Origin of the sequence: Vibrio sp. V08_P9A1T1, assembly GCF_963874405.1 — a bacterium.
GTDB classification, from domain to species: Bacteria; Pseudomonadota; Gammaproteobacteria; order Enterobacterales; family Vibrionaceae; genus Vibrio; species Vibrio anguillarum.
Window position 1 is genome coordinate 1 of the sequence record NZ_CAWNIB010000054.1, and the last position, 8362, is coordinate 8362.

7 protein-coding genes are annotated in these 8362 nt (G+C 47.6%); 2 read left to right on the forward strand and 5 right to left on the reverse strand.

Annotated features, from left to right (window positions below; genetic code table 11):
- Positions 1-21 precede the first annotated feature (21 nt).
- Together purL and AACT21_RS03075 are read left to right on the forward strand one after the other, a co-directional pair.
- Positions 22-3918 (forward strand): phosphoribosylformylglycinamidine synthase, encoded by a 3897-nt coding sequence (purL, locus tag AACT21_RS03070; RefSeq protein WP_094163630.1) that lies wholly within the window; start codon positions 22-24, stop codon positions 3916-3918.
- A gap of 240 nt (positions 3919-4158) precedes the next feature.
- The gene (locus tag AACT21_RS03075) at positions 4159-4392 is read left to right on the forward strand and encodes a DUF3622 domain-containing protein (RefSeq protein ID WP_010319076.1); all 234 of its coding nucleotides are present in this window, start codon (positions 4159-4161) and stop codon (positions 4390-4392) included.
- A gap of 79 nt (positions 4393-4471) precedes the next feature.
- Here the strand turns inward: AACT21_RS03075 and AACT21_RS03080 are convergent, their stop codons facing one another.
- The 5 genes from AACT21_RS03080 to tsaA form a co-directional block, all read right to left on the reverse strand.
- Positions 4472-4663 (reverse strand): DUF4250 domain-containing protein, encoded by a 192-nt coding sequence (locus AACT21_RS03080; protein ID WP_010319077.1) that lies wholly within the window; start codon positions 4661-4663, stop codon positions 4472-4474.
- A complete protein-coding gene (locus tag AACT21_RS03085) occupies positions 4663-4869 on the reverse strand; it encodes a YaeP family protein (protein ID WP_010319078.1) in 207 nt (68 codons plus the stop codon). Before AACT21_RS03085 ends, AACT21_RS03080 begins: the two co-directional genes overlap by 1 nt.
- A 108-nt stretch (positions 4870-4977) precedes the next feature.
- Positions 4978-5619 (reverse strand): tellurite resistance TerB family protein, encoded by a 642-nt coding sequence (locus tag AACT21_RS03090; protein WP_094163632.1) that lies wholly within the window; start codon positions 5617-5619, stop codon positions 4978-4980.
- A gap of 140 nt (positions 5620-5759) precedes the next feature.
- Complete coding sequence (locus AACT21_RS03095; RefSeq protein WP_017044181.1) at positions 5760-7475, reverse strand: proline--tRNA ligase; 1716 nt, start codon at positions 7473-7475, stop codon at positions 5760-5762.
- An 88-nt stretch (positions 7476-7563) separates the two neighbouring features.
- Positions 7564-8259 (reverse strand): tRNA (N6-threonylcarbamoyladenosine(37)-N6)-methyltransferase TrmO, encoded by a 696-nt coding sequence (tsaA, locus tag AACT21_RS03100; protein WP_047688902.1) that lies wholly within the window; start codon positions 8257-8259, stop codon positions 7564-7566.
- Positions 8260-8362: the final 103 nt, after the last annotated feature.

An 8362-nucleotide genomic window follows, 5' to 3' on the forward strand; every position in this document is an offset into this window, starting at 1 on the left:
CAGTATAAGAGACCTAAGCACATGAGAATTTTGCGTGGCTCCCCAGCGCTTTCTGAGTTTCGTGTTAACAAACTCGTTGAACTTTGTCGTGAACAGCAACTGCCTGTATCGGGTATTTACGCGGAGTTCATGCATTTTGCTGATCTCTCTGCGGATTTAGACGCTCAATCCCTTGAAAAATTAGAGAAACTACTCACTTATGGCCCAACGATTCAAGAACATGAGCCACAAGGTCTTCTTTTACTGGTCACTCCTCGTCCTGGAACCATCTCGCCTTGGTCTTCCAAAGCGACGGATATTGCGCATAACTGTGGTTTGAATGAGGTGAAGCGCTTAGAGCGAGGCACGGCTTACTATATCGAATTAGATCGCGAACTTTCTCAACCGCAACTTGTTACGCTTTATTCCCTGCTGTACGACCGAATGATGGAAGTCGTGTTTACCGATTTCGAATCAGCAACCTCACTGTTTAAAGTCGCTGAACCTGCTCCCGTAGCGTACGTCGACTTGCTGAATGGCGGCCGCTCAGCGCTTGAAAAAGCAAACGTTACCCTTGGGCTTGCATTGGCTGACGATGAAATTGATTATTTGTTCGAAAGCTTCGTCACTAAGCTTGAGCGTAATCCAACCGATATCGAATTAATGATGTTTGCTCAAGCAAACTCTGAGCATTGTCGCCATAAAATCTTCAATGCCGATTGGACTATTGATGGCGTTAAGCAAGATAAATCGCTGTTTAAGATGATCAAAAACACTTATGAAGTGACTCCTGATCACGTGCTGTCCGCCTATAAAGATAATGCCGCCGTCATGGTGGGTTCAGAAGTTGGGCGTTTTTTCCCTGATCCAGAGACACGCCAATATGGTTATCACCATGAAAAAGCGCATATTTTAATGAAGGTGGAAACACACAACCACCCGACGGCGATTGCTCCTTGGCCGGGCGCTTCAACGGGGTCCGGTGGTGAAATTCGTGACGAAGGTGCAACGGGGATTGGTGGAAAACCTAAAGCCGGGTTAGTCGGTTTTACTACTTCAAACTTGCGTATTCCTAATTTTGTGCAGCCTTGGGAAACGGATTTTGGCAAACCGGGGCGCATTGTCACGGCACTCGATATTATGCTGGAAGGCCCGCTCGGTGGCGCGGCTTTTAACAACGAATTTGGTCGTCCCAACTTGTTAGGTTACTTCCGTACTTACGAAGAGAAAGTTAACTCTCATGCTGGTGAAGAAGTGCGTGGTTATCACAAACCAATCATGATTGCTGGTGGGATGGGGAATATCCGCGACGAGCATGTGCAGAAAAAAGAGATCCCTGTTGGCGCGAGCTTAATTGTGCTTGGTGGTCCGGCAATGAACATTGGCCTTGGTGGGGGCGCCGCTTCTTCTATGGCATCTGGTCAATCTGCGGAAGATCTTGATTTTGCGTCGGTACAGCGTGAAAACCCAGAGATGGAACGCCGCTGCCAAGAGGTGATTGATCGCTGCTGGCAACTCGGTGAGGCGAATCCGATCGCCTTTATCCATGATGTGGGCGCTGGTGGTATCTCAAACGCATTGCCTGAGCTTGTTGATGATGGCGAACGTGGCGGTATTTTCCAACTGCGTGATGTACCTAACGATGAGCCAGGAATGAGCCCGCTTGAAATTTGGTGTAATGAATCACAAGAGCGTTACGTACTGGCTGTAGCGCCAGAAAACATGGCGCGCTTTGACGCCATTTGCCAACGTGAGCGCGCGCCTTATGCTGTTGTGGGTATTGCCACTGAAGAGCGTGAATTGAAATTGGAAGATTCACATTTCGACAATACGCCAATTGATATGCCGATGGACGTATTGCTTGGCAAAACACCTAAAATGTATCGTGATGTGAAGACGCTGAAAGTTAATAATCCAGCACTTGATCGCCGTGATATCGAATTGAACGAAGCGATTGATCGTATACTGCGTCTCCCTGCGGTTGCAGAAAAAACCTTCCTCATCACCATTGGTGACCGAACCGTCACTGGTTTGGTCGCTCGTGACCAAATGGTTGGTCCGTGGCAAGTGCCAGTAGCAAACTGCGCGGTCACTGCGGCAAGTTATGATACTTACCATGGCGAAGCGATGTCGATGGGTGAGCGCACGCCAGTTGCCTTGCTGGATTTTGGGGCATCGGCACGTTTAGCCGTGGGCGAAGCGATCACCAATATTGCCGCTACCCATATCGGTGATATCAAACACATTAAGTTGTCGGCGAACTGGATGTCACCAGCGGGTCACCCAGGTGAAGATGCTGGTTTGTATGAGGCAGTAAAAGCGGTCGGTGAAGAGCTTTGTCCTGCGCTCGGCCTGACTATCCCAGTGGGTAAAGATTCGATGTCGATGAAGACCAAATGGGATGAGAATGGCGAACAAAAAGAAGTGACCTCTCCGCTATCCTTGGTGATCACGGCATTTGCTCGTGTTGAAGATGTACGTAACACCATCACCCCTCAGTTAAGAACCGATAAGGGCGAAACCTCACTGGTTTTGATTGATTTAGGTAATGGTAAGAATCGCTTGGGCGCAACGGCGTTAGCACAAGTCTACAAACAGTTGGGTGATAAACCCGCAGATGTAGATAATGCGGCGCAGCTTAAAGCCTTCTATGAAGCGATCCAAACCTTGGTCGCGAATCAGCAGATTATTGCCTATCACGATAAAGGTGACGGTGGTTTATTCGTTACTCTAGCTGAAATGGCCTTTGCGGGTCATTGTGGCGTGAAAGCCGATATCGCCGCGCTAGGTGATGATGCGTTGGCCGCGTTATTTAATGAAGAGCTGGGCGCAGTCATTCAAGTTCGTCACCACGATTTAGAGACGGTGATCTCGACGCTAACGGCGCATGGTTTACAAGCGTGTTCACACGTTATCGGTCGTGTTGACGCTTCTGATGAGCTAGCCATTACCGCTGGTGAACAACCTATTGTTGTGCGTAACCGCACCGAACTTCGCACCATTTGGGCTGAAACCACGCATAAGATGCAAGCGCTGCGCGATAACCCGCAGTGCGCGGACCAAGAGTTTGCAGCAAAACAAGATAACAGTGATAAAGGCCTTAACGTCAGTTTGAGCTTTGACGTGCAACAAGATGTTGCGGCACCGTATATTGCTAAAGGCGTGAAGCCAAAAATGGCTATTTTGCGCGAGCAAGGGGTTAACTCACACGTTGAAATGGCGGCAGCGTTTGATCGCGCAGGCTTTGAAACAACCGATATACACATGAGCGACATCTTAACGGGTCAAGCGGTGCTTGAAGAGTACCAAGGCCTCGTCGCATGTGGTGGGTTCTCTTATGGTGACGTATTGGGCGCGGGCGAAGGCTGGGCGAAATCAGTGCTGTTTAATGTACAAGCTCGTGAACAGTTCCAACGTTTCTTCCAACGTGAAGATACTTTCTCGCTAGGAGTGTGTAACGGCTGTCAAATGCTGTCGAATTTGAAAGAGTTAATCCCCGGCGCTGATTTATGGCCGCGTTTTGTGCGCAATGAATCAGAGCGTTTTGAAGCGCGCTTTAGCTTAGTGGAAGTGCAGCAATCTGATTCACTGTTTTTTAATGAGATGGTTGGCTCGCGCATGCCGATTGCGGTTTCGCATGGCGAAGGGCGCGTTGAAGTTCGTGATACAGCACATTTAACGGCGATTGAACAATCGGGCACCGTTGCGCTGCGTTTTGTGGATAACAACGGCCATGCCACGCAGCAATATCCGAACAACCCAAATGGTTCACCAAATGCCATTACAGGCTTAACGACTCAAGATGGCCGTGTGACGATCATGATGCCGCACCCAGAGCGCGTGTTCCGCACGGTAGCGAACTCTTGGCATCCTGATTCTTGGGGTGAAAACAGCCCATGGATGCGTATGTTCCAAAATGCACGTAAGAACTTAGGGTAACTCACCTTGTCGCCAGTGAGAGAAACGACTTAGTCTTGTTATTCCAGCCGCTGCAACTCAGCGGCTTTTTTGTTTACTTTGAGGATGAATTTTTTGTAAAAAATGCAGAAAAAAATTGTGATTTGTGCTCTAATGCCGCGCTTACCAAGGGATGGTGTTCAACATCCGCCGCCATATAATATAATGGCGCGCGACAAACGTTGATGAGTAATCCCTTATTATTCCCTTAGGAAAACGAAAATGTCAGAAAGTAAAAAATTTACCATCAAAGTGACTGAAAAGCGCAATGGTTGGGCGGCGGAAATCGTACGTCAAGTGACCTCTCGCAGAAGTGTTGTTTCAAAGCGCGAAATGGGTTTTGAAAGCGAAGCACAAGCACAAGCTTGGGCGGAAAAAGAGCTCAGTGGCTTTATTGAGAACCAAGCGAAACGCAATGAGCGTAAGGCTCTGGCAAGAAAAGAGAAAAAAGCTTAGTACAAAAAATCTGAGTGCTGTGCTTTAAGAACGGTTATTTGAACGAAAACCCGCTTTAAATTAGCGGGTTTTTTATGCCTTAACGAAATTGACCGATTTGCGGTAAAAACTCAAAACCTGCACTGGCTAAGCGAGCCTCTAATGCCGCCCGATCGATATCAAAGTCATCCGCCAGCTTATCAAGATCGCCATTAAAATCATCACGTAGCTTCATATTGATGATGCTCATCAGCATGATTGGATCCATCGAGGCAAAATTGGCTAAATTCATCACTTATCCTCGAAATCAGAAATCAGCAAGTTAGCTGCCGCAAAGGCTGCTTGCTCTCGAACCGCTTTTGGCAGCGATTCGTCTGCTGCGACATCATTCAAGGTTTTGATGGCGCAGGAGATTGCTTGAGGAATATAAGCTTGATCACCACTGCCTATCTGCGCATAAAGCTCGCGCACTAATTCACAACAACCGTAAACTTGCATAGATTAAATCCTAACTAATGATAATGGCTCTCAATATACACATTACGTTTGGCAAAGACAAAATCAGAACTTGCGTTTGCGCAAGCTCTGATTGCATGTGATGAAACTTTAAGCGTTCACTTGCTGCTCTAGCGCCATGACCAGATCGTCGGCTAGCTGTAGTTGCTTAGCGAGCTCGTTCAGATACGCTTTTTCCATGAAATTTTGTTCATCGGCGATAAGTAAAGAGGCCAGATAAAGCTCACTCGCTTGTGCGGGCGTTGTGGCTAACTGTGCAATAGCCGCGGGATCGAGCGGTTTATGCAGCTCATTTTTTACCAGCTGCTGCAATTGGTTATCTGCGCCCATTTCAGAGATGGCTTGCTCAATTTTCGTCATTTCTTGTTCATCCACATGGCCATCAGCTTTTGCGGCGGCAATCATCGCTTTTAGGATCAGCGTGCTGTGGCTAGCATCATTAGGGTCAAAGCTAGACTGCGGTTGAGTGGTAGTTTGTCTTGCTTGCCAGTCATTATACGCTTTATAGGCTAGTGCGCCGAGCGCCGCTGCTCCACCAATCCCTATCACTTTAGTGCCTATTTTTTTTGCTTTCTTCGAGCCCATCAATAAACTGATTAGGCCGCCACCGAGTGCACCAGCTCCTAAGGTTTTGAGTTTACTTGAATCTTGTGTGATAGCGCCGAGTTGGCTTGAACCTTGTTTTACGATGTCTGAATTCAATGCTTGGTTAAGCAAACTTTTTAGATCCATAGGTCACCTCCATTAATAATGGATTAAAGAATAGATCACCGTAGATGAATCGAAGATTAATATGCTTGAAAAAGCTTTTGTGGCTGGTGACAAAATAAAAAAGGTTGCCATTTAGGCAACCTTTTCAAGAGCATACTTTATTAGGCGATTTGAGCATTAATAAAGGAGACTATTTCATTCATAGCGACGGCCGACTTCTCACCACTGCGGCGATGTTTATATTCGAAGTTGCCCTCATCCATACTGCGATCGCCAATAATGATGGTATGTGGTACACCGATCAGTTCCATATCTGAGAACATTACGCCCGGGCGCTCTTTACGATCATCAAATAGCACTTCAATACCAGCTGCGGTCAGTTCCGTATACAGTTTTTCAGCAGCTTGTTGGACGCGCTCTGATTTGTGCATGTTCATAGGGACAATCGCCACTTGGAAAGGTGCGATCGCGTCAGGCCAGATGATGCCGTATTTATCGTTGTTTTGTTCGATGGCTGATGCTACAACGCGTGATACACCAATGCCGTAACAACCCATCTCTAAAATGGTGTTTTTACCATTGGAATCAAGAACGCCACAGTTCATTTTCTCAGAGTAGTTAGTACCCAATTGGAAAATATGACCCACTTCGATACCGCGTTTGAGCATTAGTGTCCCTTTGCCACATGGGCTTGGGTCGCCTTCAACGACGTTACGGAGATCTTCCACTTTCGCTAGCTCAACGTCACGGCCCCAGTTGATGCCAAAGTAGTGTTTGCCATCGATGTTGGCTCCTGCGCCAAAATCGCTCATGACGGCTACGCTGTGATCAACGATAAATGGCAATTCAAGACCAACAGGGCCAAGAGAGCCAGGGCCTGCGCCAATCAGCGCGCGAATCTCTTCTTCGCTAGCCATTTCTAGCGGAGCGGCAACTTCAGCGAGTTTCTCGGCTTTGATTTCATTGAGTTCATGATCACCACGGATAATCAGTGCCACGATAGAGGCATCGATCTCATCAGATGCTTTTACAAACAGTGTTTTAACTGTTTTCTCAATCGGTAGGCCATGCTGCTCAACCAATTCAGCGATGGTTTTGGCGTTTGGCGTATCAACCTGCGTCATCTCTTGAGTTGGCGCGGCGCGCTCAACGGCTGGCGCAATGGCTTCCGCTTTTTCGATGTTGGCGGCGTAATCCGATTCAGTTGAGAAGGCGATGATGTCTTCACCACTTTCAGCCAATACATGGAACTCATGAGAGCCGTTACCACCGATAGCGCCGGTGTCGGCTAGTACTGGGCGGTAATCAAGCCCCATGCGATCGAAGGCTTTACAGTAAGCTTCGTGCATCGCTTGGTAAGATTTCTCTAAGCCTGCTTTATCAATATCAAAGCTATAGGCATCCATCATGCAGAATTCACGAGCACGCATCACACCAAAACGAGGACGTCTCTCATCACGGAATTTGGTTTGAATCTGGTACAGGTTCAGCGGCAATTGCTTGTAAGAGCTGACTTCGTTGCGTACCAAGCTGGTGATCACTTCTTCAGCAGTTGGACTAAGCACAAACGGACGAGTATGGCGGTCAGTAAAGCGAAGTAGCTCAGGGCCCATTTTCTCAGAGCGGCCTGTCTCTTCCCACAGTTCAAACGGTTGCACAACGGGCATCAAGGTTTCGATTGCACCGGCATTGTCGATCTCTTGACGAACGATGTTTTCGACTTTACGCAGCACACGTAGACCAGTAGGCAGCCAGGTATAAAGACCTGAAGCCAGCTTACGGATCATACCTGCACGTAACATGAGCTGATGGCTCACGACTTCTGCGTCGTTTGGAGTCTCCTTCAAAGTAGAAAGAAGATATTTACTGGTACGCATTCTATGGTATCCGTTTCATGATAGTTAAAAGCGCTCTCCAATGAGAGGCTAGAATTAAGCCGCTAATAATATCAGCCAATCGGCTTTGTCAAAAGCGTTCTATTGCGGTTACTGAGACTAAGTTGTTTGCGATAGTGAATTTTACGTTCAGATCGAACAGATTTACCGCATATTCTTTATGATCGATTTTGTGTTTCTTATAGGCTGGGCGAGGGTCTTGAGCCAGCACTTGCTCAATGACGGCCTTAACCATGTCGTGATCTGCTCGCGCATTCAGTGCTGTTAACGCCGCTTGGCTAAAGGTCACTGCGATCTTGTCGGGCTCGCTCTCGGCATAACCACCGCTGGCTGTGGCTATCGAATCGGAATAGGGAATATAGGGTTTGATGTCAATGATCGGTGTGTTATCGACTAAATCTACGCTGCCTAGTTCCAAATAAACCTGATCACCTTGCTGAGTGACGCCTTTCAATTCAACGGCAGACATACCGATGCCGTTAGGTCGAAACGTGGCCCGTGAAGCAAATACGCCGATCCGCTCATTTCCGCCTAAGCGCGGTGGGCGCACCGTCGGTTTCCAACCGGCATCGAGGTTTTGGTCAAACAGAAAAAGTAACCAGACATGGCTAAATTGTTCGATGCCTCGCACCGACTCTAAGCAATTAGCGTGACCGATGAGCTTGACTCTCGCGCTTGCGCTCGCCACTAAGCGAGGTTGGCGAGGAACGGCAAATTTTTCTTTATAAGGCGTTTCAATAGTGCCAATCGGAGCAATGGTGTGCATATCCGTATCCGTATCCGTCTTTTTTCACGTTGGTTGAGAAAAATATCACATTTAAGCTTGCTTTTCTTCTTGGTAATGATTATTAATTGGCATGTTATAACAT